This window comes from Mesorhizobium norvegicum, assembly GCF_004919685.1.
GTDB lineage: Bacteria > Pseudomonadota > Alphaproteobacteria > Rhizobiales > Rhizobiaceae > Mesorhizobium > Mesorhizobium norvegicum.
This window is the reverse complement of the sequence record NZ_SMYZ01000038.1, coordinates 15,512-39,497: the sequence shown is the minus strand read 5'-3', so window position 1 is coordinate 39,497 and position 23,986 is coordinate 15,512. Positions and strand designations below refer to the sequence as shown.

Below are 23,986 nucleotides of genomic sequence, written 5' to 3'. Positions count from 1 at the left end.
GAACTCTGTAGGCGCTCCAACGCCTATTTCCGTGCGGAACGAAAAACACCCGCCGCAATTATCGATGCAAACCAAGCGTTGGCCTTTGCATGCCTAAGGTCCATGAAACATGGCAAGTCGAGCCGCATGGCCGTTTGGAAACGGTCGCTGATGGGCTCATGACGGTCAGCGGCGAGATCCAGATGCCGCCCGGCCATTTTCCGCGGAGAATGACGGTGATCGGCCTGACGGGAAACCGTACGGCGATCTGGAGCTGCATCCCCCTGGCAGAACCGGAAATGCGGAAGATCGAAGGGATCGGCGATCCAGCCTTTCTCATCGTGCCAGGGGCCAGGCACCGGCTCGACATCAAGCCTTGGAAGCTCCGCTATCCCCAGGCGAAAATCGTCTGCCCACTAGGCGCGCGGGAAGCCGTGGAGAAAGTCGTCAAAGTCGATTCGACTGCGAATATCTTTGATGACCCTTCCGTTTGGATGGAGACTGTACCGGGTGCGGTGGAAAAGGAGGCGGCGCTGTTCGTGCGCCGCGACGGCGGTACAACCCTTATCGTCAACGACATCCTCGCCAATGTGCGCCACCCCCATGGGATTGGCGCGCATATCATGGCGCGTGTGCTTGGCTTTGGCGTCGACCGGCCGAGCATGCCGCGCGTCGGCAGGTGGTTTTTTGTGAAGGACGGCAGGGCGCAGGGTGCGGCTTTCCGCAAATGGTCCGATGAGCCGGACCTTGAACGCATCATTGTAAGTCACGGCGATGTTATCACCGACAAGCCGCGCAAAGTGCTCGAGCGGGTTGCGCAGGATTTCGGGGCATAGCAGAAAATTTCTAGACGGTGGCGCTGCGGCCAGGCCGCGCTATTTTGCGTACTCTGCAATAGACCGAACCTATGGGGCAGCTATGTGCAATGACTACGAGCAGCATATCGCCTGGGCCGAATATTGCCGGATGATACAATCGCTGGCCCTCGACATTCCCACTCATCAGACGGAACTGGATTTGCCGCAGGCGGATGACATCCGCATCAGTGACCCCGCCCCGATCATGCGCGCCGCCGGCGACACGATCGAACTCACTCGGATGACCTTTGCCTTTCCGCCTTCCGGGCCCAAAGGCGGGCCGGTCTTCAACTTCCGCTCGGATGGACGGAGTTTCGCCAACAGCAAGCGTTGCCTTATTCCGGCATCGGCTTTCTTCGAATTCACCGGAAAGAAGTCGCCAAAGGCGAAGCATCGTTTTACGCTCAACGGCGCCCCGTTCATGACGATCGCCGGGCTGTGGCGCGATGGCGAAGGCAACAAGCCGCCCACGTTCGCCATGCTGACGACAGAGCCAGGGCCGGATGTGGCGCCCATCCACAATCGCCAGATTGTGGTGCTGCGCCCGGAGGACTGGGCAGCATGGATCCATCTCACGAAACCCGAGGCAGAGCTTTTGAAGGCCCTTCCGGCCGGGTCGTTAGCGGTAGAAACAGTGCGAGAAGGAAGCGACTGACTCCAACGCCCGGCGCGCTTTGCACCAACGCCGCACTCGTCGACTAAGGGGGAATGCTGGTCAGTTTGATGGGGTCTGAATGTTTCGAAGTGATTGCCGGCTATTGACGGATTTCGCGACGGCGGTAGGTCAAGTAAGGTAATTCGAGAGCGCCTCGACACTTCAATAGCAGTATTCAGAAATGCCGAGGGATCGTCGGCATCGACTTGAACCACAAGTCCATTGCGTTGCGCCGAGAATGCAATACAGCTTGCGCCATACAGTATCGCCAATAAGAAAACACCGGCCGTCTAGGCGCGAGGTTGGCCATATTGCGAAGAGTGCTTTGGGGGCGAGTAGGGTGCCGACTGCGAGTGAGATTTCTGTTCGAGAGGTGCTCGAGAAGCTCGACGGGCCGTTTGCCAAGGTGGCCGAAGCCGTCGCCAGTGGCGAATTCGCCCTTTGGATTGGTTCAGGCATATCGCGGAAGGCACCGAACCTCGGTAACCTGATTGACTCGGCCGTGAACTACTTGCGTGTACGGGCACTCGATCCCGCCACGGCGGCCAAGTTCCTCCCAAAACTGCGAGAGGCGCTGGTGCTTGGCGAGGCAAATCTCGCCGAGCTGGAAATGCAGTACCCAACACCCTTTGAAGATTGGCCACAGCACGCCGCGATACAAAACAGGCTGTGGAACAAGTACTCGAGATTGCTCGACATCCGTATCAAGGGCGAGCCGGCCGATTTTATGCTCTGGGAGGCGGTTGATATCCGAGCGGCTTTTGCCCATCCAGCCGCGCCCGCGGCGGAGCACCTTTGCGTTGCTATTCTTGTGTTGGAAGGCGCTGTTCGCGAGATGGCGTCGGCAAATTGGGACGGCTTCATCGAGGCTGCCATCGTGCTCCTGAGCGGCGGCGCCAACGGCGTGCTCCAGGTAGTGGTCGATCCCAACCAGTTGAGGAGTGCGGGCGGCACTGCACGATTGCTGAAGTTCCACGGCTGCATCGTCTATGCGGCCAAGGAGAAAGACCCGTTCAGAGCCTATCTGACCGGCAGCCACACACAGATCGTCGAGTGGCCGAACAATCCGCTCTTCGCGGCCATGGTCGACACAGTGCGAGGCATCGCGACGACACATAAATCCCTAGTGATGGGCCTTTCGATCCAAGACGCGAACCTCCAGGGGGTCTTCTCCGCTGCCAAAAAAGCGAACCCGTGGCCGTGGCCTCCGGATCCAAACGCTCCCGGCCACGTGTTCTGCGAAGACCAAATCAAGGAAGGCCAGCAGGACGTTCTGAAAATCGTCTACGGTGACGCCTACAATGACAACATGGACGCGATTCAGGCATCCTCGCACCTCCAGGCGTGGGCAGAGCAGGTATTGATTGCGCTCGTGATCCAGGTCATCGAGAAGAAACTTATCCTTCTGATGACCAAGAGCCTGCAGGCGGCGGGAAGAGATGGTTCGGTCGCCGGCCTTGCTTCGCTGCTGACGGGACTCCGGAATGACGTGGCGGAGATGGCTCTTGTGGATCCGGACGACGAAAGCCGGACGAACTTCGTTTACAAGGCAATCGCGGTTTGGTCGCGGCTTCTTGGGATTTTTCGAACTGGGTCGCTTCCCACCAACCCCGATGGATACGAACCGATCAGTTCGTCAGGGCTCCAGCAACTGGCTTTGGATGCTAATGCCGTATCCGCTGGGCTTGGCAATTTCGCTGCCGCTCTTTCCATGCTTCAGCATGGGAGAGCGTCGGGCCTTTGGTCACTGCAACTCCCCGGTGCGGGAGCACTAGCCGACGGAGCGATTGGGGCCAAAGGTCTATGGGACGGCGCGGATCTGAGGCCAATATTTGTCGTCAAGGGCGCGGCTGAGGCCCTTAGTCTCGAGAAGGCTGGCGCTTTCGCAAACAACAACGCAATAGTACTCCATGCCGACGACACTTGGAATCAAGTGATGGGATCGGGCTTAGGCTCCCGCCGCGTACGCGGGGCTCCTGGTCGGAATGGTCGTGTAATCACACGGCACCTGAGCATCCAAAGTCTCGTCGATCGCTGCCCGGATGTTGAAACGATGAAGACGGAGTTCGTTTCAGAGGTGTCCCTATGAACTCGCCTCTCGTTGTCGCGATAGGGAACCGGCTGCGCACGGCAGGCTACGATGACGTAGCTACGCCGTTCAGGGTTGCTTCCGTGAGCTTTGATTTCACCAAGGCGATGCGCGGCAGCGAAGGGCGTGGGCTTGACCTGGTCATCGTTGTCGATACCACCACCGGGTCGTTTGGTGATACTGACTCAACGCAAGTAAGGAGACGCATCGAGGCGCTTAGCCGAGCCTTGGATGTAGCCAGATCGAGCCTTGTGCTGACGGTGGTGCTGGCAGGAGCGGCGCTCGCGGGAGATATTGAGGCGCTTTCAGAGACTTGTCGCGTTCTTATCGTTGAACCGATTAGCGTCGACTTAGATGGCAATCCGCAGGATGATAAGGCCAGGCGCCAACTCGAGGATCGCATCCGTTTGCTTTTACCCTTGGAGATTCCTCCGAGGGACGATGGGCAGGGTAATGAACCTACAGCAATTGAATCGCTAGTCGCTGGTGTGCCGGACGACGTCAACAAGGACTTTCTAAAGGCGCTAATGGCGAGTTCGCGTCTAGGAGACGAAGCGGTTACTCAGGAGCTCGCAGCCTTTATAGGTAGCCGCTTGTATGTTGAAGGCGACGAATGAAATACGCTCAACTGTGCAGCATAGACGTTGCTAACTTTCGTAGCATTCGCGGCCATATTCACGCACCGTTGGACGCAAAAGTGGTCCTTGTGCATGGCGAGAACGGCGCCGGGAAGACGAGCTTACTTTCCGCCATCGAGCTTGCGCTGACGGGAAGGGTTGACGCCCTCCGCCGTGCCGATCCTGACTATCAGCTGCAATTGCTACATAAGAGAGCCTTGAGCGGTTATGCGGAGGTATCTGTATCCACCGAAGAAGGTATCGAGAGGTTCCGAACCGAACTGGCCGAGGGCAAAGTATCTCCCGGCAGAGTGTTAGATGACGAAATTGCTGAGTTCTTCGGAGAGCGAGCGTATCTTCCGCAATCGCTCCTGGGCCAGTTGCTGCAAATCTACCAAGACGCGGGATCGGACTCGGCGTCTCCGCTCGCTCGTTTTGTCAGCAGCCTGCTCGGGCTCGATCGACTGGATGCGCTCGAGGCGGGGCTGAAGCCACTGGCCGATGTTCGAAACGTGCGCAAAGTAATTGATGGTTGGTCTACGGTCGAAATCGAAAAGGGCAGGTTGGAGCCCTTGATCAAGGACCAATGGGACGCGCGAAAATCGTTAGAGCATGGAGTTCTGGCGAAGCGCGGTGAGCTCCGCGTCGCTATCGAGGCACTTGGTATCGTGCCAAACCCAGAAATCCCGGAACAAGTCTCGATCCTTGCGACTGATCGCGAGGAAGACGATGCGGCGCTGGCTCGGCTGACCGACCAGCTCCGTGTTCTCGCGTCCATTCGTCGGGACATGGCGGACCAGTCTGACAGTGATGCCAGTATGGTCGAGAGCGAACTTTCTGATGGCGCTGAACGGTCGACTGCGGCTCTGCGTGCTTGGCAGGAATCGTATGGCGATCGTTCGTCTGACCTCCGAGCGCGCGTCGAGACACTGATACCCCACGTGGCGTTTTCTCCGGATCTGAATCTCTTCCGCGCGGAGGCCCTTCGTCTTCTGGCTGGGGAGCTGGCGCAATCCGCAGATAAGGCAAGTCGCGGACGGGTGGATGCAAGACAGCTTGCTGAGGCGCAGGACCAGCTAGTAGTCGCGAACGAGCAATTGATGACAATCGACCGAGAGCTGTCGGCGATTGCGTCCAACTCTGGATCTTTGAGCGCCGCCCTGGCAGAGATTTCGAGCTTCATTATTGATGATGTTTGTCCAGTCTGCGACCGCAACTACGCGGAACTCGATCACGGCGCATTGTCGGATCATGTTCATGCAAAAACGCGATCGCTGTCGAGTTCGGCTGACCGCCTCATTGCGTTGGGTCGCTCTCGCAGCGACCAGCAGGCATCTATTGAACGTCTTCAACAGTCGATTGGCGGCCTAGCGTCCCGTCAGATTGACGAGGAATCATTGGCAGCAATTGATAGGCGGACTACAGAGGTTGTCGATGTCCAACGGGCGCTAGATGCCCTGGGACCGGCGCTGGAATCAGGGCAACGCCTCATAGAGGCCGACGTTGCCGCACGGCAAAGGCTTACGAAGACTCAACAGAGCAGCGGTCGGCGGCTTGCAATCCGAGGAAATTTGAACGAGCTAGCAAACAGCATCAGTCAGATTCTTCCAGGTGAAGGAGAGACCATAGAGGCCTTCGCTGACCGCATTGAACTAGCGCTTACCAAAGAACGTGATCGACTGACAGTGCGCATCCGCAACCGGGCCGCGGCGCTGGAGGCGATAACCGCAATTCGGACCGCCAAGTCGCAAATGGAGCAAATCGATTCCGTCGTCTCTGGATACCAAGCCGCATGGGATCGGAACGAAGCTGCCTTGCAACGAGCACAGGCACTGCGAAGTGATGGCTTGAAGATTCGGGATGCCGTTGATGCGGTCCGGTCGAGTATTATCCGGCGAGAGTTCAACGATCGTCTCAATCGTCTATGGCGGGACCTTTTTGTTCGGTTGGCGCCGGGCGAGGAGTTTGTTCCTGCGTTTCGTATTCCCGAGGCTAGTACGCAACGCCTTCAGCCTAAGCTATACACGCCCCACAGAGATCTTGGCGACGACGTGGCCGGTGGCACTCCCGGAGCAATGCTCAGTGCTGGTAACCTCAACACCGCTGCACTGACGCTTTTTATCGCCTTACATCTATCTGTGCCAGTACAGCTTCCTTGGCTGATACTCGACGATCCAGTCCAATCGATGGACGACATCCACATTGCACACTTCGCTGCCTTGCTTCGAACGCTTTCGAAAGAGCATTCCCGGCAGGTGATGATTGCTGTGCATGATCGGCAGTTGTTCGAGTACCTGCGTCTGGAACTGAGTCCAGCGTTTTCTGACGACAGCCTTATCACATTAGAACTAAATCGCTCCAGTCGGCGCGATAGTCAGTGCATTGCTACGCGACACGGTTTTCGAGAGGAAACGGCATTGCGCGTGGCATAACTCTCGCGATGCCAGCGTCCGATTCTGGCGTAGAGCGGCATAGGCAGGTGTCCCACATGACTCAGTCCCGGTCATTCCTCCTGCAAGCCGATTCCTCCTCAGACTTATTTGAAATCCCGCGTCTTCACCTTGATCTGGTCGATGTGCAGATAGGGATCAATGATATTCCGCGGTCTCGGTCCCTTCGGCAGCCCGCGTGGGTCGGGCGTTGGACTGCCGTGGTGGAATTCGTCGCCACGGCCATGCGGCAGCGGAAAGGCGGCATCCCGATCACCGACGCTTGCAAGTTCAGCGGAGAGATCGCTCAGCCGATGGGCGACGAGATGGACCACCTCACCTTCGCGCTGGATGCGCCCATAGACGCCGATCATGCCGGCGCCGAGCACGACCCTGCGATATTTCTCGAAGACCTTCACCCAAACCACCAGATTGGCAATGCCGGTCTCGTCCTCAAGCGTGATGAACATCACGCCCTTGGCCGAGCCGGGGCGTTGACGGACCAGCACGAGGCCAGCCGCCTCAAGCCATTGTCCGTCGCGCGCCTGCATTGCTTCTCGACAAGAGACGATGCGCTTGCGGCGCAGGTCAGCGCGCAGGAAGGAAACAGGATGTTCGCGCAGGGTCAGCCCGACATGCCCGTAGTCTTCAACGACCTCACCGCCTGATGTCATGGCACGCAATGTGACTGCGGGCTCATGAATCTCCGGCACCGTCTGTTGCGCGCGAGCCGAGGCCGCCGCAAACAGCGGCAGCGGCTCGTCGAGCAATGCCTTGATCGCCCATAGTGCCTCACGCCTCGCCAGCGATAAGGACGGTTGGAACGCGTCGGCCTGGGCGAGCTCAACCAGAGAGGCAGCGGGAACACCGGCCCGGTGCCAGAGGTCAGCCACCGACGCGAAGGGCTGGTCGGCACGTGTGGTGACGATCGTTGCCGCGTTGGCATTGGCCAGGCCGCGGACCATTCGCAGGCCGAGGCGAACGGCGAACCCACTCTCGTCATCCACGGGCTCGAGTGTGCAATCCCAACGTGAAGCGTTGACGCAGACAGGGCGCACTTCGACACCATGGTCACGGGCATCGCGAACGATCTGCGCCGGTGCGTAGAAGCCCATCGGCTGAGCATTGAGAAGGGCCGCGCAGAAGACATCGGGGTGATGGCATTTCAGCCAGGAGGAGGCGTAGGCGATCAGCGCGAAGCTCGCCGCATGGCTTTCGGGAAAGCCATAGCTTCCGAAGCCTTCCAGCTGCTTGAAGGTCTTTTCGGCGAATTCGCGTTCATAGCCGTTCTTCACCATGCCCCCGATCAGCTTGGCACCGAAGCTGGAGACGCCGCCCGTGTGTTTGAAGGTAGCCATGGCACGGCGAAGCTGATCGGCCTCACCGGGTGTGAAGCCTGCGCATTCGATCGCCACCCGCATCGCCTGCTCCTGAAACAGCGGCACGCCCAGTGTCTTTCCGAGCACCTTTTCGAGCTCGGGCTTAGGATAGACGACGTCCTCCTTGCCTTCGCGCCGGCGCAGATATGGGTGCACCATGTCGCCTTGGATCGGCCCCGGCCGCACGATCGCGACCTCGATGACGAGGTCATAGAAGGTCCGCGGCTTGATGCGTGGCAGCATCGACATCTGGGCGCGGGATTCGATCTGGAAGGTGCCGAGCGTATCAGCCTTGCGGATCATCGCGTAGGTGCGCGGATCCTCGGCCGGGATGCTGGCGAGATCGAGAGTGATCTCCTTGTGTTTGGACAGGAGATCGAAGCCCCGTTTCATGCAGGACAACATGCCAAGCGCCAGCACGTCGACCTTCATGAACTTCAGTGCGTCGATGTCGTCCTTGTCCCATTCGATGACCTGACGATCCTTCATCGCAGCGGGTTCAATGGGAACCAGATCATCGAGCCTGTCGCGCGTCAGCACGAAGCCACCGGGATGTTGCGACAGATGGCGCGGCGCGCCGATCAATTGCCTGGCCAGGTCGAGCGCCAGCCGCAGGCGGCGATCGCCGAGATTGAGGTTCAACTCCTCGGCATGTTTCGGCTGGACGCCTTCGTCCGACCAGCCCCACACCTGCGACGACAGCATCTTGATCAAATCTTCGGGCAGACCCAGAGCCTTGCCGACATCGCGCAAGGCGCCTTTGGAGCGGTAGCGGATGACGGTTGAGCACAAGGCCGCGTGTTCGCGGCCATAGGTGTCGAACACCCATTGCATGACGATTTCGCGCCGCTCATGTTCGAAATCGACATCGATGTCGGGCGGCTCGCGGCGCTCTTCCGAAACGAAGCGTTCGAACAGAAGATCATTGCGGTCGGGGTCGATCGAGGTGATGCCAAGCACATAGCAGACGGCGCTGTTTGCCGCCGATCCCCTGCCCTGGCAGAGAATGTCCTGGCTGCCGGCAAAGCGCACGATCGAATTGACCGTCAGAAAATACGGCGCGTATTGCAGCTTCTCGATGAGCTGCAATTCATGCTTGAGCGTGCCAACGACCTTGTCCGGCACGCCTTCGGGAAAACGCTCGGTTGCGCCTTCCCAAGTGAGTTTCTCCAAGGCCTGCTGCGGTGTCAGGCCCGGCAGCATCCGCTCCTCGGGATATTGATAGGCAAGCTCGTCCAATGAGAACCGGCAACGCTCGGCGATCTCAAGCGTCCGAGTGAGCGCCTCGGGGTAGCGACCAAAAAGCCGTGCCATTTCATCGGGCGATTTCAGGTAGCGGTCGGCGTGCCGCTCGCGCCGAAACCCGGCGTCATCGATCGTGACATTGTGCCGGATGCAGGTGACGACGTCCTGCAGGATGCGTCGTGACGGCTCGTGGAACAGAACATCATTGGTAACGACTGTTGGCACGCCGGCCTGTCCGGCAAGGTTGGACAGATCGTGCAGCCGCAGCGCATCGTTCGGACGCCGCCGCAGCGTCAGCGCCATGTAAGCCCGATCGCCAAAAGCCTCGCGCAGCCGCCGAAGCCACATCGAGCATGTGTCGTCGGCCTGGTCGGGAATGAACACCGCAATGAGGCCGTCGCCATAAGCGACAAGGTCGGCCCAATGCAGCACGCATTTCGCCTTGCCCCCACGCTTCTTGCCCAGAGACAGCAAGCGACAAAGGCGTGAGTAGGCCGCGCGGTCGCTCGGATAGACCAGGATCGAAATCTCTTCCGCCAGATCCAGCCGGCAGCCGACGATCAGCCTGACGCCGGTCGCCTTTGCCGCCTCGTGCGCCCGGACGATGCCGGCCAGGCTGTTGCGGTCGCAGATGCCGAGTGCTGGTATGCCCATGAGGGCTGCTTGCGCAAACAATTCATCGCAGGAACTGGCGCCGCGCAGGAACGAAAAATGCGAGGTGCATTGCAGTTCGACGTAACGTGCAGTCATCCGAAGATGCCGTGCAAGAACCAGCGATGCGAACCGGTCGCGGCATCCTCGCCGTCGCCGGCGCGATAGATCCAGAACCGCTCGCCGGCTTCATCTTCGACCTGAAAATAGTCGCGCACGGCGGCAAGCTCGGCATCACGCTTCCACCATTCGCCAAAGACCCGCTCGGGGCCATCGGCGCGCTTGACCCGTCGACGGATGCCTCTCCAGGTAAAGCTGGCCGGCGGATGATCCGGCAGCAACGCTATCGCCTCGATCAGCTCCGGCACGGTAAACAGACGCGCCGGGCGCGGCCAATGATCTGGCCATGCCTCGCCGGTTTCGGCCGAGGCGGGCGCCACACGCCGGAACGATCGCTCGGGCACGTCGCTTGCCACCGGCGCAAACCGATAGAGCCTCTCCTCGCCGACACGATTGCTGAGGATGTCGATCAGATCAGAGATGTCAGCGTCGCTTTGCTCGATGAGAGACGAAGTGGCCTGCCTGGGTGTGAGCGGTTCGGGCAGAGGCGCCGACAAGCGCATCAACTCGATGCCGAAGCCCGGATCGATCGTCTCGATCTTGTCGCAGATAAGTCGCGTCAGCCGCTTCACATCGCGCACCGGCAAGGCCGTGCCGACGCGGATGGCTTCGACGCGGTTGTCGACGCGGCAGAGCAGCAGGTCGAGCTTTCGCGCACCGAGGCCTTTGGCCTCCAACTCGATACACAGCGCCTGAACAAGCTTGCCGACGTAACGCGCGATTGTCTCGGCCGCACCGATGGGTTCGCCAAAGGCACGTTTCACCTCGACCACATCGGCTGGCCGCACTGGCTCTATCGGTTCCGCAAGCTGTCCAGATGCCTGGTCAAGCCGGCGGCCGAGTTCCGGTCCGAAGCGCAGCGTCAGTGGCGCACGAGGCTGCTTCAGGAGTTCCTCCACCCCGTCGAAGCCCAGAACCCGCAACCCGCTGACGGTTGCGGAGGGCAGCCGCAGAGACAGAATAGGTAGAGGAAGAATGGCGCCGAGCGTTGCATTGACGGCGACCATGCTGACGGTCTGCTTGCCGTATCGCGCAACAGCGTGAGCGGCACCCCAGCTATCCGCAATCGCTGCCCGCGCCGAGAAGCCGACCTGGCCGAGGCGTTCGACCATATCGGCCAGCATCAATTGCTCACCGCCGTGAAGGTGATCGGCGCCAGTGGTATCCATGACCAATCCATCCGGAGGATCCGCTGCCACCATCGGCGCGTATCGCCGCAATGCCCATAGCGCCAGCCGCTCCAATGCCTCCGCGTCGGCATCGGGTTCGGCATCCATGACCGCCAGCCCCTTGACGAGGGCCTGTGCCTTCGTCGCCGGCATTCCGACTCGCAGGCCCGCTTCCAATGCCGCGCGATCGACTGCGGTCACGAAGCGGCGATTGCCTTGCCGCCCGACCAGCACCAAGGGCCTATCCGGTGGCGGCGAGACGTCGCCCAATTTCCTTCTGAGCCGGTCGGTCGACCAGCTTGGAAGGAAGAGCGAGACGACCCTTTGCATCACAAGCCTCCACTTCGATATCGAGCGTTTCCCCTCCACGAGATCTGATCAATTCGAGTTGCCATCGTGCCCTGCCAATGCCGGGCACCGGCAGCGGCCGCGATGGCAGCACGGAAACCCGCCAGCGAGTGATAGACGCCGTCGGCTGTCCGAAATCCGCAGCTTCGGTCTGCCGGCGCCACCGACGGATGGCGATGCCCATCGCGCCGGAGCCTTCAGACGCAAGCTGCAAGCGGCGCGAGGCCGTCATCGACAGACGGGCAACCTCGGCAACCACGGCCCCAAGTCCGACGTGCCGCAGGCCTTCCTCGAAGCAGGCGAGCAAGGATTTGTCGTCACCGGCTTCGACATAGATCACCCGGTCAGGGTGAAGTCCGACCTGTGCGATTGCCGGCGCAAACAGATCCTGGCGCGTCACACACCACAGCACCTTGCCTTGCGTCCTGGCCGCAATGCCTGCAGCAAAAAGCGATGCAGCAGCGCCATCGATTGCACCATTGCCGCCACCGGCCACCTCATGAAGAGCACCAAGCGCCACACCGCCCCCGGGCAGATGGCTGTCGATGGAAGCGACGCCGAAGGGAAGCACCGCTCGTTCGCGCGTGTTCCCGCCTTCGAGACGCGCAATGCGATCTCGGAGATCGGAAATGGCAGCGTTTGGCGTCGATGCACTCATCTGTCCCCTGAACGCGAAATGCTTGCGGCGTGTTCCTCATTTGTTCTCTTCCTAATGAAGAGTCAATGGCATGGTGAGGTGGCGCTGCGGAAGAAATGTTTGTCGCGACCGCCTGCCTGGTGACACCGATAGAGCCACTTGCCGACAGGACAATACGGTAGAAGGCCATGATGCCCCGCTGGACGTCGCGCCGGCGACTGCCGGCGCCCAAAGGGAAAACGGCGTATAAACCGCAGTCCTGCGCGCGTCCGCAAATGCGGACATTGCCGCGCGCCGGACGGAGGAAATTCGCCCCCGCCGCGGGCGGTTAACAGGACAGCCGTAGGAGCGTCAGCATAGCGCCGGCCGCAGGACGGGACGCGGGACCGACTGTCCCCGTCCGCGGTGGTCCGCATTTGATCGGCCACAGTGCAGTTGCCTAGGGAATTGAGCATGGCGCATCGACCGTTGCCAAATGAGCCATCCCGTTGAAAAAATCGACCTAAATCCTCGGTTGCCAAGAGCCTATTGACTCCAATGTTCTTATTTTGTTCACTGTCGGCAAGAATGGCACAGGAGGCGAACCATGGAACTTCGCTTGAACATTGAAGGTGCAACGCCCGAGGAACTAGCACGCGGTGTGGCGGCAGCCGAAGCGGTCTTCGCGCGGGCCGGGATTACGGCTTTGCAAGGCGCGGAGGGTTTGTTTGCGTTGGAAGGGTGGGACATTAAAGGCTTTCCGGAAGACGACCAGCCAACCGAGGACGAGGATCAGGCTGCTTCAATCTGGATGGAAGCCGACCAGGCTGCGACGACTGCCTGTTGTGCGGGCTGGCCGGAGGACAAAGTTCCGCGCCATCAGATCATGGAACTGATCGACGTTCCCCGAACGAGATTGCAAGCGGAGGCGCTTCCGGACACGTGGCCGGCGCGCCAGCAGCTCTATCCTGACGTCGTCAAACGGCTGGAGGTTACAGCTGGCCCGGACCGCCAGATCGATTTCGATATTGCCTTCGTTCTGGGTTGGGTTCCCGAGCGGCCAACGCTGGATCGGGTAGAGCCGCTTTCGGAAGCTGGCGACCGTATCCCCTTCTTCACAAGCGACCTTGCCCAGGTTGAAGAAATGGCTCGCAAGGCGCTCAAGGACTGGACGATTGAAATTGACCGGGATCCCTATGATGCCCACGTTTTCGACCCTGCAGCCGCCGATGACGGTGACGAATTGCGCATGGCCGCGTGGCGCGATTTCGACGGCTCCCTGCTTATGGAGAAGCCGCCGGCAAATCCTGCAATCGCACTGACCCTGGCGATGATGCGCGGCCAGTCGATGCATTTCGAATAGTGGTCAAACGCAGTCAGTCGGAGGAGGTCTCCTTCAGGCCTACGCCGACAATTTCATCGCAATTCACAACAGCGACGATGAAAGGCGCTCAACGAGATGAGCGACGAGATGCGCTCACCGCACCACGCCGCGCGACACGATAGGAGGAAGCATGGCACGATGCACTTTGACGCAGAAGCCAAGGTCGAGCCGCATTCAGAAGCCGCAAAGCTGCTCGCCCGCTACGACAGCCCGCTTAAGACCGTGAAGGCGCTCAGGGGTACAACCGTGAGCTTGAGACTCGGATTTCTCGCCAAAGCCCACAGGCATCCGGGAATAGGCTCCTTCGGCTACGACGATACGCGGCCCGCTCCAGGATGACAGTGGTGGCTCTATGCAAGAATTTATCGAGTTCATAAACAGCAACTCAGATTTGGTGGTGTCCAACCCGACCGCCTTTGCCACGTTTGCCGTGTTGTTTGGCGGCGGGGGATTTGCAGTTGGACGTTATTTCCTGACTGAGCGCATTGCCAATCTGGAAAGCCGGATTGCCAGGCGTGACGAGGAGATCACGGACCTGAAGGCCAAGCAGAAAGCACCAGAGTCTGACGTCCCAGTGCCTCTATTCGAGATGACTGAGGTTCTTCCCCCTCCACCGCTCAACTTCAACGGCCTGTTGGTGCAGCGGAAAGACAACCTCCGTGTCTGATAATTTGCTGCCTCAGCCGCGATGGACCGGCCTCAAACCTGATCGCCATCGCTTACGCGCCGGTGGATTCCTCGCGGCCCCGTCGGAGCTCATGCGACGAGGCTCAATGGTATCTCAGGAATTGTCCGTGGGGCGGCAAGCTGGACCGCGATGGTGACGGTGGCGTACGAAACGTTGTGCTAGGGGGATTCCAAGAAGAGCGAGGGACATGACGACAAGTTTGCAATCGCGTTGTCTCCTTGGACAGATCAGGCAATCCAGTCGCCGAGAACGTCCAACGGCGCTGATTTGGCCCCGTACAGAGGAACTTGGCCAGAAGCATCGCGCCGCGAACCTGGTTGATCCGGTCTGGGGCGCGGCGACTTTTTTTCGAAGGCGTCCTGCCAGGCGAGAGCCGTAGTCAGCGAGTCAAGCGCGGATCGTGTGTTCGCAGCCGTTGAGAGGCAGCGACTAGCGGTCCGTGCGATGGGCTAACGACACCGCTTACTCAGAGGACCCCCTACGCCACAAGCGCCAAAACGATTGTCCTAACCGCGCTGGAGGTAGATCGGGGTTGGCTTGGACGATGAGAAAATCAAGCGAGGCCCCTACTCCACGATCTTCCAATAAGAATCCTTGCGGATCACCTTGCCGTCGCGAAACGTGTAGAAGTCGCAGCCCCAGACTTCCTTTTTCACGCCCTCGCGGGTGGTACCGGTGAGGGTCCATTTCGACACGCCGGTGTTGGCAGCCTCGTCCGCAAAGTGCTCGCCATTGCCATAGTGAACATCGGGCAAGCCTTCGAAGCGTGTCGCCAGCGCGTCTCTTACGTTGCGCTTGCCCGCGCAACGCGTTCCCCAAGGCTCGGCCCCCCTCGGCATCTCCAGGACGCAGTCGTCGGCAAAGAACGCCATGATGCGATCGAGATCGTGCGCGTTGAAGGCTTCGCATAGCTCCGTCAGTGTCGCTCGGATGTCCATGCGCCGGCGCCTCCTCCAATCGGAATTAGGTCACTGGCAGCCGACCCGGTCAAGTGCCCAAGCCCTCAAAACTGCTGGCCATGACCGCGATAAAAAGCGCAGCTTCGGCCCCTCACGTCTTCTTCGCGAAGGCCCAGACCATCAGGGGGTATTCCTCGTCATTGCTGAGGTCCCGCCACAGGCCGTAGGCACGCACCGGCCCGCCGATGTGGGCCCTGGCGCAGGCTTTATTGCCCCAGCCGTGCACCTTGACGTTGGCTTCCGCGAAGCCGCCCTCGACATCAGCTGCTTGAGGCCGGCGGGCGTCCACCGGTTGTAGTCATGCGGCCTGGCGTGGACGCGAAACAGGAAGGGTGTCGCCACCATTGCCCAGCCGCCAGGCCTGGTCATGGCGTGGATGTTCTGCACCGCCGCCTGCGGCCGCTGAACGTGCTCCAGCACCTGGTCGGCGATGACGATGGAATGTTGCTCGTCGGTGCGGTCCTTGCAGATGTCGAAGGCGGGGAAATCGACGCTGCGGTAGTTGGGGCACATCGCCCGCCAATAGCGGTTCCAGCCGGGCGAGATCTCGATCACGTCGGAAGCCTTGCGGTTGCCGGCTTCGAGAAAGAGGTTGAACGCTTCGATCTGGCGGATGCGCAGCCAGTTGCGGGAGTCATAGCCGAGCAGCCGTTTGGCCACCTGTTTGCCGCGGTTTTTCAGGATGCCGGCAAGGCTCACAGTCATAACGACCTCCAGAACCCGCCGTCTTAGCTTGTAGCACCGTGATATGGGCAAAAGATGACTATGGAGCGCCCCCTCCGGTGGCGCCGACGAGAAAGAATGCACGCCCACCGGTTCCCAGGCTGCTCCGCCGTGCGGCGAAGCTCCCGTCCCCTTGTCCCACAAGGGGGACAGCGGATGATCAGAGTACCCTCTGCTTAGTAGTCGCCGTTATAGTACCGGTCGTCGCAGGGCGCCGTGTAGATGCGGCCGCGGCGGTCTTGATAGCGGCACATCTGTTCGCCGCGACGCTGCGGCGTGGTGGAACTGCCGACAACCGCGCCCAGCAAGGCGCCCGCGCCGGCACCGATGAGCGTGCTTTCGGTGTTGCCGCCGATGGCCTGGCCGACGAGGGCACCGCCGGCGCCGCCGATCAGCGCGCCGGTCCCGGCCCGCTGCTGGCCTTCGGTCTGCGCGCAACCTGCCAGTGCTGCGGTCATCAGCACGGCGGCGATGGCTTTGTGAAAGTTCATGTGCGGTCTCCCTTGAAGGCCTGAAATCCCTATGGCTTGCCACGTGCGGCCGCAATGCGGCGGAACGGGGGCACGAGGCCTCACGATAAAAGACAAGGTTTCTCGGGCGTTGATAGAAACCCTGCCCGCAATTTTTCGACCCTCTCGTTGCATGGCAACAAAGCCTCATTCGATACAAAGTGTCGGTCAATGTGTAACGGGATTGAAGCGTCATGCCGCTAGGCTGGCCGGTTCAAGCGGACGTTCAATCTGCCTTTTAGGCGCTGAATGATGGAACAGGCCCACACGGCCCGTCGACCTGCTGAGAACGCACAACGCGTGCGCGCAGCTCAGTACGTGCGAATGTCCACTGACCGTCAGAGCTTCTCGATCGACAATCAGAAGGATGCAATCCGGGCATTCGCGGCTGCGATGAACTACGCATACGAGGACGCTGGTCGCAGCGGCTTGAACCTTGAAGGTCGCGCCGGCTTGCAAAGGCTGTTGGCGGACGTCGAGACGAAGAACGCGGATTTCGAAATCATCATCGTCTACGACGTGAGTCGCTGGGGGCGATTCCCGAACCCTGATGAGAGTGCGTCGTACGAGTACCGGTGTCGCGTTGCCGGAGTGCGAATTGAATACTGTGGCGAACAGTTTGCGAACGATGGCAGCATCGGATCAGACCTGCTCAAGGCAATAAAGCGCACCATGGCGGCCGAGCACAGTCGGGTGTTGTCGGTCAAGGTGTTTGCCGGCCAGTGCAGGCTCATTCAAATGGGATACCGGCAAGGAGGGTCGTCCGGCCTGGGCTTGAGGCGCCGGCTTATTGACCAGCATGGGCGCACAAAGACCATGCTCGCTCTCAAAGAGTACAAGAGCCTTCAGACGGATAGGGTCATCCTCGTGCCTGGACCACCCGATGAAATTGCGACGGTGCGCTGGATCTATAATGAATACGTGAAAGCTGGTCGGACCGAGCTTCAAATTGCGCGGTCGTTGAATGCCAAGGGAGTGGTCACCGATCTCAATCGATCGTGGAAACGCGAATCCATTCATCAGATACTCAGCAACGAAAAATACGTGGGCAACAACGTCTGGAATCGGCAGTCTTTCAAGCTCAAGCAAAGGAAGGTGACCAATGACACTGCCCGATTGGTGCGCGCCGATGGCGTCTTTGAAGCGATTGTCGACCGCAAACTTTTCGAACGGGCTCAAGCCATAGCCGATGCCCGCTCTTCTAAAATGAGCAACGATCAGATGTTGGTTGTGCTCGCCGGACTTCTGCAGAGGCGTGGTAAGCTCTCGGGCCCGATCATTGACGCGGCGGCTGACTGCCCGCCAAGCAGCCGCTACAGGAAAGAATTCGGCAGTCTGCTGCGAGCCTACAAGCTCGTTGGATACGATCCGTCTCAGAACTATCGGTTTCTTGATATCAGAAGGCGACTTCGTGAGATCTTCGAAGAAGTCGTCCAAACGATAATCGCAACCATTGAGGGGGCGGGCGGGTCTGCGGTGCGTCAGAGCGGTCTCGGCGTGCTTCGCGTCAACGATGAATTCACGGTATCCATTGCAATGGGTCGCTGTCGCAACACGCCATACGGCTATCCTCATTGGTTGGCCCCTGCGCAACGGGGTCCCGCTGCGGACGTGAAAGTGGCCATTCGCATGAGCCCTGATAACCAGACGATCCTGGATTATCTGATTGCGCCAGAAAATGAGATTGGCGGAAAACCCTTAAACCGCGCCTTGAACAAGAGACTGGAGTTCAACACGTTCTTCTTCAAATCGCTGGATCCGCTGTTCGCCTTGGCCGAACGCAACGCCATCACGGCCGCTCGCTGATGGACACCACCAACAGACCAATCTCGCTCCTGCGCCTGGACGCGATCAAAATTACCAACCCGCGCACGCGAGGCAAAAAATCCTTCCAGGATATTGTCGACAGCATCAAGAGCGTCGGCCTGAAGCGTCCTATCACCGTGACGAAAAGAGATGTCGATGAAAGCGCTTTCACGCACGATCTGGTGTGCGGCCAGGGGCGGATCGAGGCCTTCAGGCTGCTTGGCCAGATCGAGATTCCCGCGTTTGTGATAGAGGCAACCAAGGCCGAGGCGCTGGTCAAAGGGTTGGTGGAAAATTGTGCTCGCCGGTATCACACCGCTTATGACCTTCTTCGCGATATCGGTCGGCTGAAAGAAAGCGACTATTCCGACGCCGAAATCGCAGCAAAGATCGGGCTTTCGACCGAATATGTCAGAGGGGTTGCGCGCCTGCTGTCGCAAGGCGAACAGCGCCTTCTGCGGGCAGTCGACTCCGGCCAGATCCCGCTGTCGGTCGCAGTCGATATTTCCACCGCCGACGAGCCCGGGATCCAGGCGGTTCTTCAGCTTGCCTACAAGAAGAACCAGCTTCGTGGTCATAAGCTTGTGATAGCGCGTCGCTTGATTGAGAACCGCCGCAGGCGGGGGAAAGGCCTGGGAACGTTCCTGCCAGATCGCACGAAGACTCCTTCAGCGTCAGCGTTGATCAAGGCTTTCAAAGCAGACACGGACAGAAAACGCATTCTGGTCCGGAAAGCCGATGCAACGCGAAACCGCCTGCTGTTTGTGACCCACGCCTTGCGGCAGCTCATGGCAGAAGAGGCATTCCAGGACCTCCTTGCGGCGGAAGGACTGGACACCCTCCCACGAAACCTGGCGGCCCGGATCAGCAGAGTTGAGCTCGCGTGACCACAAAGCATCCTACAATACCGGACATAAAACCCGCTTTTGAGCGCGATACAATTCGCCTTCGGCTAGAAGACATCCAGCCGCTTCACCTGTTCGCCGAAAGCGCCAGGGAAACGCCGAAATACCAACAGGTCAGGTCGTCCGTTCGCGAGATCGGACTCGTTGAACTGCCCGTGGTCGCAAGGGACAAGGACACGCCGGGAAAGTACCTCTTGGTCGACGGCCACATGCGTCTCGAGATCTTGCGCGAGATAGGCGCCACCGAGGTTGATTGTTTGGTCGCCAACGATGACGAGGCATTCACTTATAACAAACGGGTGAGCCGGCTCGCGACAATCCAGGAACACCTCATGATCCTGAAGGCCATCGACAGCGGCGTCCCAGAAGAGACGATCGCGAGAACCCTGAATGTCAACATCGCCCAAATCAGGCTCAAAAAACATCTGCTGAAAGGGATCTGTCCGGAAGCGGCCGACATGCTCAAGGACCGCTTCGTTCCGACCAACACGTTCATCGAACTGCGAAAGCTGGCCGCCGTGCGTCAGATCGAGGCGGCGCAACTGATGATCGCCATGAACAAGTTCTCGATCAACTACGCAAAATCCCTGGTCGGCGCGACCCCGCAGTCACAGCTTGCCGATACATCGCAGCCGAAAAAGCTAGCCGGTCTGAGCGACGCCCAAATCGCATTGATGGAGAACGAATCAACCAAACTCGATAAAGACTACCGGCTTATCGAGGAGAGCTACGGATCTGACCATCTGGATCTTGTGGTCGCCACTGGGTATCTCAGCCGGCTGCTGGAGAACGCCCGCGTTGTTCGATATCTCGCGCAGAGTTTCCCAGAGATTCTTTCCGAATTTCAGAAAATGACCGCGCCAAATCGAGTCCCGACTTAGCCCTGCAGGGATCCCCGTGCCCCCTGATTGTGAAGCAAACAGCATCGCTTCGCACGACGACTCCGATCTCTTCGCGCTGATGTCGCCGGTCTTGGCAGGGCTCCAGCTGAAGGCGGACACTTGCAGGTTAATATCCAAGCAAATGCCGCAGCCCGATGATCGGCAGATAGACGCTCCACACAAGGCAAATAACAACTGCCAAGACGACTGCTGCAAACGGAGCCCATTCTTGCCAAACCTTCAGGGCTCGCGAGGATGGGGTATCCAAGGAAGTGTTCATCATTTTACGCCACACTTTGTTCGAAAAGGCCGAAACAGTAGACACGAGTTCATGCATCGCACGGTTAGACTGTTGCCAGAAATGGCGCCCGGCAGCAAGATGATGCTTGCTGTCTTCCTAACCGTAGTGATCATATGTGCTGTCGGCGGCTTGGCTTACTCCAGCGGCCACCGAGCCGGTCGTGTTTCTCAGTTGAAAGACCAAGTGGCGTCGTATAACAGGCGCATGGGTCTAGACGAAAACTCGAACCCTCTGGGCCAAGTGATTCTGTGTCAAGAGCTTGGCGGCCTGCTTGACGATTGTCAGAAACTCGGTCGGTGAGCTCGCGCGAACTCGGATCCGCCAGCGTTGCAGCGTAATCGCCTTCTACATTGCACCCCAAAAACCAGGGCGTTGGCGAGAGCCGAGGCCCTTTGATTGCTGTCGATGGCGAGGTCGAACAGCGCGAGATCTCGCAATCGACGTTCGCGATCGGCGGCTCAGATGACCGCAGTATCGCGGTTGAGTTGCTTTGGTAGCCTGAGCCTACGAGCAAAAACGGGAAAGTCCCCTACAAAAATCGCGCGCTAGTTGATCATACCGCTCGACCAGCCATCTGGATGATGCAATCTCCGCGCTCAACGAGAGCAGGGTGACGTAAGCACACAACGATCCCGTCGTTGATGGCGTATTGGGGCGAAGGCGGAATTGAATGGTCATCGAGGCTGAGAACCTCACCAATGGATTGACCCGATCTCACCTCGGCGCCAAGCGAGACAGAGGGCGCAAAAACGCCTGATGCGGTAGCATACAAGTTGTCGTCACGGTCCCGAACGATGAGCTTCTTTGTTAGATCGGGTTTGGATACGGGAATCACGTCCGCATCGATAACTTGGAGGGCAGCCAAGGCCCGTAAGGTGCCCTCATAACAGATCCTCAGACCATCTTGGTTGACCGATCCACCACCTCCGAATTCGCTCGATATATAGACGATGCCGTTACGCTCTGCGCAACTCTTGCCCATTCGAGGCTCGTCGAAAAACTTCCAGACCAACGCGAGCGGGGCACCAAATGCGTCTAGGATAAAACCCGCCTTGCGATTGATCTCTTCGTCCTGAAACTCGTGTGTCGCGATAAGAGGTAGATAATTTAAGGACGTACCCCCTGAATGAAAGTCGAACCAAGTGTCTGAAATCGGAGCGAGCACGGTCTCTATAAAATAGGCAATCTGCTCTGAAGGTGTTCCATCCGGATCGCCGGGAAACACCCGGTTGAGGTTCTGCCCGTCCAGGGGTGATGTTCTTGTGCTGGCGAGTGCCGCGGGCAGGTTGGTGCTGGGAATGATAATGAGGCGACCGTGAATGGTTGCCGGGTCGATTTCACGGCTCAGCCGGCCGAGCGCTATCTGCCCTTCGTACTCGTCTCCGTGCACTCCGCCGGTCAGGAGAATGGTCGGTCCCCTTCCGTTCGCGATTATGCAGACGGGAATTGCGATGGTGCCGTATGCCGAACGATGGACCGAATGCGGCAGGTGAAAGTGGCCAAAATGCTTTCCCTGCCGCTCGAAGTCGAGCCGGGTCCATATTCGAGAATTCGACTGCATACTGATGCCCTTATACTGTCTTAGGAAATATCGGATCTTACTACTTTGAGATATCGCGGTGAACCGTTTCCGGTGTCGAAATCACCGTGATCAGAGTAACGGCTGCCGCGATGGCCGCATAGATCGCTGGAGCGTTGGGCGATGCTGTGTAGAAGCGCAGCCAGGTGACAACGTAGCCTGCGGTACCGCCGAAGAGCGCAGCCGCCAGACCGTAACTGACCGACAACGCCGTGTAGCGCGTTCGCCGAGGCATGAGCTCGGTGATGGCGGCGGTGAAGGGCCCGGCATAGACCGCAATCGATACGGACACGATAATCAGCGCCAGCAGAATCAATGGTGTCGATCCCGTGGCGACCAGCGCAAAAACCGGGATTGGGCAGACAGTCAGCAAAACCGCCCCGGCCAGCATCAGCGGCTTGCGCCCCACTTTATCAGACAGGAAGCCAAAAAAACCGATCAGCGGGATCTGGACCGCAAGCGAGAGTGAATAAAGCCATTGCGCGGTGCCAGCGGACAAGCCTGTTACCGCGGGGATATAAGATTGCATGTTGACGTAGGCATACGTGACGATCGTAAGACCGCACACCAATCCCACACCACGTAAGACAAGCCTCCACATGTCGCGAAAGGTTTCGGAGATTGGGCTGTCAGGAATCTCTCCCGCCATGATTGCCTGTTGCATGATCGGGGTGTCGGTGCTTCGAACGCGAAGGAACAGGCCAACCAGCGCGGCACAGGCTCCTATTAGGAAGGGGATCCGCCAACCCCAAAGCTTCATCTGGTCGCCGCTGAGAACAGCAATGAGACTTGCGACGATTGCAGCTCCAAGCAGATTGCCGAGGATAATCGCCATGTAGTGGATGGCCCCGTACGTGCCTCGTCGCTTGTCGGGCGCCCCCTCGATAAGGAAAGCAGCGCCACCGGCGAATTCACCTCCGGCAGAAAACCCCTGGGCACATCTAGCGACCACCAAAAGCACTGGAGCTAGAAGGCCTACCGACGTGTAGTTTGGAGCGATCGCAATCAACAGCGAAGATGCTCCCATGAGTATGATGGTCGCAGCCAGGGCGTGTTTGCGGCCCTTTCGATCGCCCATATGTCCGAAAAAGGAGCGCGCCTAGGGGACGAAAGAAAAAGCCAACCCCGAATACCGCTAGCGCGCTGAGCAGGGAGATGTGCGAGTTCTCGGATGGGAAAAATTCGGTAGCAATCCAGGCGGCGACCGCAGCGTAAACCGAGTAGTCAAACCATTCGAGCGTTGTGCCAACTACGGCCGATGTAATCGCAAGAGGTTGTCTTCCGGATCGCCGACGGATACCCGCACTATCGCTCGTTCCCACACTGCTTGACATGCCAAATGACCTCCCAAAAATAGGGATCTAACAGACTTCGTCTGTTCCCCGATTTCTATTAACCCGCGTTGCCGTAACTTCATGTCCCTTGATCGCTGCCGACATAAACCGATATTGTATTCAAGGCCTGTCGTACGATTGCGCCAGAAGTGACCGCCAATCGGTACGCCGTGTCTCAAAAAACCGACGTATGTGAAATTTCCAAGCATCGCCTAGCGATGCAGAAAGACTCGGTGAAGTCTCGATCATCCGAAGGCAACGACACTGGCACCCTTTCGAAATGAACGCTGGGGCCAGCCGGCGCTTCGGCCGCGATAGATATCGCGGCGGAAGAAGTGTGAGTTGGCGACTTCGGCTTTGCGCGCTCGTCTTCTCTGCTCTAGCGGATCGGTTCGAACTGATAGACCTTCGCGATGATCCGCCAGTCGTCACCGATTCGTACGAGAGAGAGGAAATCCGTAAACAGTTTGGGACCGATGGCGCATTGCGCCGTGGCTGAGGCGGTGTTCACGCTACCGAATTCGATCGAGACGATCCGGTCGACCCGCGCCTCCTTCCGGCTGGCGGGTGACTCCCGCTTGGCAATGGCATCCAGCCACGTCGGGATATCCACCGTTACGAGATTCCCCTCATTCACGGTCGCAAGCTGGGCGCCTGGATGAAACACCTCGCCAAGCAAGGATGTGTCGCAGTTGTAGAGGCCGTCGAAGTACCGGCCCAGTACCTTGGCGACGCCGGCGAAGCTTTGACCTAAGTCCGTCAT

Annotated in this window: 19 protein-coding genes and 1 pseudogene; 11 read left to right on the top strand and 9 right to left on the bottom strand. The window is 59.1% G+C overall.

The window, feature by feature from the left end:
* Positions 1-158: 158 nt before the first annotated feature.
* From FCU66_RS14985 to FCU66_RS14965, 5 genes are all read left to right on the top strand, one after another.
* On the top strand, positions 159-815 hold the full coding sequence (locus FCU66_RS14985) for a hypothetical protein (protein WP_136616946.1): 657 nt from the start codon (positions 159-161) through the stop codon (positions 813-815).
* A gap of 82 nt (positions 816-897) precedes the next feature.
* Positions 898-1,491 carry an SOS response-associated peptidase gene (locus FCU66_RS14980; RefSeq protein WP_136616947.1) on the top strand — a complete coding sequence of 198 codons (594 nt, stop codon included), beginning with the start codon at positions 898-900 and terminating at the stop codon, positions 1,489-1,491.
* A gap of 340 nt (positions 1,492-1,831) precedes the next feature.
* Complete coding sequence (locus tag FCU66_RS14975) at positions 1,832-3,580, top strand: hypothetical protein (RefSeq protein WP_168992255.1); 1,749 nt, start codon at positions 1,832-1,834, stop codon at positions 3,578-3,580.
* An 83-nt stretch (positions 3,581-3,663) separates the two neighbouring features.
* On the top strand, positions 3,664-4,197 hold the full coding sequence (locus tag FCU66_RS14970; RefSeq protein ID WP_136616949.1) for a hypothetical protein: 534 nt from the start codon (positions 3,664-3,666) through the stop codon (positions 4,195-4,197).
* The gene (locus FCU66_RS14965; protein ID WP_136616950.1) at positions 4,194-6,629 is read left to right on the top strand and encodes an AAA family ATPase; all 2,436 of its coding nucleotides are present in this window, start codon (positions 4,194-4,196) and stop codon (positions 6,627-6,629) included. The genes FCU66_RS14970 and FCU66_RS14965 overlap by 4 nt, the downstream gene beginning before the upstream one ends.
* A 104-nt stretch (positions 6,630-6,733) precedes the next feature.
* Here FCU66_RS14965 and FCU66_RS14960 read toward each other — a convergent pair whose 3' ends face one another.
* Genes FCU66_RS14960 through FCU66_RS14950 form a run of 3 tightly spaced genes read right to left on the bottom strand, consistent with a single transcriptional unit; the run spans position 6,734 to position 12,196 of the window.
* Positions 6,734-10,000 carry an error-prone DNA polymerase gene (locus FCU66_RS14960; RefSeq protein WP_136616951.1) on the bottom strand — a complete coding sequence of 1,089 codons (3,267 nt, stop codon included), beginning with the start codon at positions 9,998-10,000 and terminating at the stop codon, positions 6,734-6,736.
* On the bottom strand, positions 9,997-11,520 hold the full coding sequence (locus tag FCU66_RS14955; protein WP_136616952.1) for a DUF6504 family protein: 1,524 nt from the start codon (positions 11,518-11,520) through the stop codon (positions 9,997-9,999). The genes FCU66_RS14960 and FCU66_RS14955 overlap by 4 nt, the downstream gene beginning before the upstream one ends.
* Positions 11,432-12,196, bottom strand: coding sequence for an ImuA family protein (locus tag FCU66_RS14950; protein ID WP_136616953.1), 765 nt, complete (start codon positions 12,194-12,196; stop codon positions 11,432-11,434). Before FCU66_RS14950 ends, FCU66_RS14955 begins: the two co-directional genes overlap by 89 nt.
* A gap of 619 nt (positions 12,197-12,815) precedes the next feature.
* Here FCU66_RS14950 and FCU66_RS14945 point away from each other — a divergent pair.
* The 3 genes from FCU66_RS14945 (at position 12,816) to FCU66_RS14935 (ending at position 14,205) form a co-directional block, all read left to right on the top strand.
* Positions 12,816-13,517, top strand: a complete 702-nt coding sequence (locus FCU66_RS14945) for a hypothetical protein (RefSeq protein ID WP_246093908.1) — start codon at positions 12,816-12,818, stop codon at positions 13,515-13,517.
* 96 nt (positions 13,518-13,613) lie between these two features.
* A complete protein-coding gene (locus tag FCU66_RS14940) occupies positions 13,614-13,877 on the top strand; it encodes a hypothetical protein (protein WP_246093907.1) in 264 nt (87 codons plus the stop codon).
* Between the two features lie 13 nt (positions 13,878-13,890).
* Positions 13,891-14,205: a hypothetical protein gene (locus FCU66_RS14935; RefSeq protein WP_168991787.1), complete on the top strand. Its 315-nt coding sequence runs from the start codon at positions 13,891-13,893 to the stop codon at positions 14,203-14,205.
* A gap of 587 nt (positions 14,206-14,792) precedes the next feature.
* On the opposite strand, the gene FCU66_RS14925 is transcribed toward FCU66_RS14935, so the two are convergent.
* The 3 genes and pseudogenes from FCU66_RS14925 to FCU66_RS14915 form a co-directional block, all read right to left on the bottom strand.
* On the bottom strand, positions 14,793-15,164 hold the full coding sequence (locus tag FCU66_RS14925) for a nuclear transport factor 2 family protein (RefSeq protein WP_136616955.1): 372 nt from the start codon (positions 15,162-15,164) through the stop codon (positions 14,793-14,795).
* 112 nt (positions 15,165-15,276) lie between these two features.
* Positions 15,277-15,890 (bottom strand): annotated as a pseudogene (locus tag FCU66_RS14920) (class I SAM-dependent methyltransferase).
* Between the two features lie 194 nt (positions 15,891-16,084).
* Complete coding sequence (locus FCU66_RS14915) at positions 16,085-16,399, bottom strand: YMGG-like glycine zipper-containing protein (protein WP_027040217.1); 315 nt, start codon at positions 16,397-16,399, stop codon at positions 16,085-16,087.
* Positions 16,400-16,669: 270 nt separating this feature from the next.
* Here FCU66_RS14915 and FCU66_RS14910 point away from each other — a divergent pair, with 270 nt between their 5' ends.
* The 3 genes from FCU66_RS14910 to FCU66_RS14900 are packed head-to-tail and all read left to right on the top strand — an operon-like array spanning position 16,670 to position 20,009.
* Entirely contained in the window at positions 16,670-18,223 is a 1,554-nt protein-coding gene (locus FCU66_RS14910) for a recombinase family protein (RefSeq protein WP_168991788.1), read from the top strand.
* Positions 18,223-19,110 (top strand): ParB/RepB/Spo0J family partition protein, encoded by an 888-nt coding sequence (locus FCU66_RS14905; protein WP_136616957.1) that lies wholly within the window; start codon positions 18,223-18,225, stop codon positions 19,108-19,110. The genes FCU66_RS14910 and FCU66_RS14905 overlap by 1 nt, the downstream gene beginning before the upstream one ends.
* On the top strand, positions 19,107-20,009 hold the full coding sequence (locus FCU66_RS14900; RefSeq protein WP_246093905.1) for a plasmid partitioning protein RepB C-terminal domain-containing protein: 903 nt from the start codon (positions 19,107-19,109) through the stop codon (positions 20,007-20,009). Before FCU66_RS14905 ends, FCU66_RS14900 begins: the two co-directional genes overlap by 4 nt.
* Before the next feature lie 854 nt (positions 20,010-20,863).
* Here FCU66_RS14900 and FCU66_RS14895 read toward each other — a convergent pair.
* The 3 genes from FCU66_RS14895 to FCU66_RS14885 all read right to left on the bottom strand — a co-directional run bounded on the left by FCU66_RS14895 (position 20,864) and on the right by FCU66_RS14885 (position 23,986).
* A complete protein-coding gene (locus tag FCU66_RS14895) occupies positions 20,864-21,871 on the bottom strand; it encodes a succinylglutamate desuccinylase/aspartoacylase family protein (protein WP_136616958.1) in 1,008 nt (335 codons plus the stop codon).
* 40 nt (positions 21,872-21,911) lie between these two features.
* Entirely contained in the window at positions 21,912-22,967 is a 1,056-nt protein-coding gene (locus FCU66_RS14890) for an MFS transporter (protein WP_136616959.1), read from the bottom strand.
* Positions 22,968-23,602: 635 nt separating this feature from the next.
* On the bottom strand, positions 23,603-23,986 hold the full coding sequence (locus tag FCU66_RS14885; RefSeq protein WP_136616960.1) for a nuclear transport factor 2 family protein: 384 nt from the start codon (positions 23,984-23,986) through the stop codon (positions 23,603-23,605).

Excerpts from the sequence above, each read along its gene's own strand:
- FCU66_RS14985 (WP_136616946.1), top strand. The coding sequence starts at position 159 with ATGACGGTCAGCGGCGAGATCCAGATGCCGCCCGGCCATTTTCCGCGG.
- FCU66_RS14935 (WP_168991787.1), top strand. The coding sequence starts at position 13,891 with ATGCAAGAATTTATCGAGTTCATAAACAGCAACTCAGATTTGGTGGTG.
- FCU66_RS14885 (WP_136616960.1), bottom strand. The coding sequence starts at position 23,986 with ATGACGGACTTAGGTCAAAGCTTCGCCGGCGTCGCCAAGGTACTGGGC.
- FCU66_RS14960 (WP_136616951.1), bottom strand. The coding sequence starts at position 10,000 with ATGACTGCACGTTACGTCGAACTGCAATGCACCTCGCATTTTTCGTTC.
- FCU66_RS14940 (WP_246093907.1), top strand. The coding sequence starts at position 13,614 with ATGAGCGACGAGATGCGCTCACCGCACCACGCCGCGCGACACGATAGG.
- FCU66_RS14915 (WP_027040217.1), bottom strand. The coding sequence starts at position 16,399 with ATGAACTTTCACAAAGCCATCGCCGCCGTGCTGATGACCGCAGCACTG.
- FCU66_RS14965 (WP_136616950.1), top strand. The coding sequence starts at position 4,194 with ATGAAATACGCTCAACTGTGCAGCATAGACGTTGCTAACTTTCGTAGC.
- FCU66_RS14950 (WP_136616953.1), bottom strand. The coding sequence starts at position 12,196 with ATGAGTGCATCGACGCCAAACGCTGCCATTTCCGATCTCCGAGATCGC.
- FCU66_RS14980 (WP_136616947.1), top strand. The coding sequence starts at position 898 with ATGTGCAATGACTACGAGCAGCATATCGCCTGGGCCGAATATTGCCGG.
- FCU66_RS14895 (WP_136616958.1), bottom strand. The coding sequence starts at position 21,871 with ATGCAGTCGAATTCTCGAATATGGACCCGGCTCGACTTCGAGCGGCAG.
- FCU66_RS14905 (WP_136616957.1), top strand. The coding sequence starts at position 18,223 with ATGGACACCACCAACAGACCAATCTCGCTCCTGCGCCTGGACGCGATC.
- FCU66_RS14925 (WP_136616955.1), bottom strand. The coding sequence starts at position 15,164 with ATGGACATCCGAGCGACACTGACGGAGCTATGCGAAGCCTTCAACGCG.
- FCU66_RS14890 (WP_136616959.1), bottom strand. The coding sequence starts at position 22,967 with ATGGGCGATCGAAAGGGCCGCAAACACGCCCTGGCTGCGACCATCATA.
- FCU66_RS14910 (WP_168991788.1), top strand. The coding sequence starts at position 16,670 with ATGGAACAGGCCCACACGGCCCGTCGACCTGCTGAGAACGCACAACGC.
- FCU66_RS14955 (WP_136616952.1), bottom strand. The coding sequence starts at position 11,520 with ATGCAAAGGGTCGTCTCGCTCTTCCTTCCAAGCTGGTCGACCGACCGG.